The sequence below is a fragment of the Mycobacterium sp. IS-1496 genome, from assembly GCF_001499995.1.
In the GTDB taxonomy this organism is placed as follows: domain Bacteria; phylum Actinomycetota; class Actinomycetes; order Mycobacteriales; family Mycobacteriaceae; genus Mycobacterium.
Map to the genome: position 1 here is coordinate 1 of NZ_LQIU01000071.1, position 696 is coordinate 696.

Below are 696 nucleotides of genomic sequence, written 5' to 3' on the forward strand. Positions count from 1 at the left end.
CGGCCCGCACGCGAGCCCGAGTTCATCGACGTTGGTGTTGCCGCCGTCGGTCCAGTCGGCGACCACGTGATGCACTTGGGAGCCGTAGGCGCCGACGGTGCAGCACGGTTTGGTGCATCCGCCGTCGCGGGCGATGAGCATGATGCGCTGGGCCGGGGAGGCGGTGCGTTTGGCGCGGAACAGATCGAGGGCCGATCCGGTCGCCTTGTCGAACACCGCCAGGTAGTGGTTGGCGTGGCCGGCCATCCGGATCACCTCCTTGATCGGGATCACGGTGCCGCCGCCGGTGGTGCCGACCCCGGCCCGCGATTCCAGGTCTTGCAGCGTGGTGCGGATGATGATCGAGACCGGCAGCCCGTTCAAGTGACCGAGTTCGCCGCTCATCAACGCGATGCGCCCGATCGCGACCATCGCGTCGTGTTGGCGCTGGGCCAGGGTGCGGTGGTCCTGGTCGATCTGGGCTTGGGTGGGGGTGCCTGAGGTGCAGGGTTCGGGATCGTCGGGATTACACATCCCGGGTGCGGCGTATTTGGCGAAGAGCACCTCCCACACCGCCCACGCTTCCGGAGTCAGATGGCCGGACAGGTCGACCATTCCGTCGTCACGTTGTTTGGACCTCGACACGCCACGCTTGCGGGCGCGTTCGGTGTCATCGGGCTCGGGACCGTCCTGGTCGAGCAGGAACAGCGTGAGGTC

1 protein-coding gene is annotated in these 696 nt (G+C 67.4%); it reads right to left on the minus strand.

Features of this window, described 5'->3' with window-relative positions:
- On the minus strand, positions 1–696 hold a 696-nt coding region (locus AU195_RS23460), incomplete at both ends, for an HNH endonuclease signature motif containing protein (protein WP_157531231.1).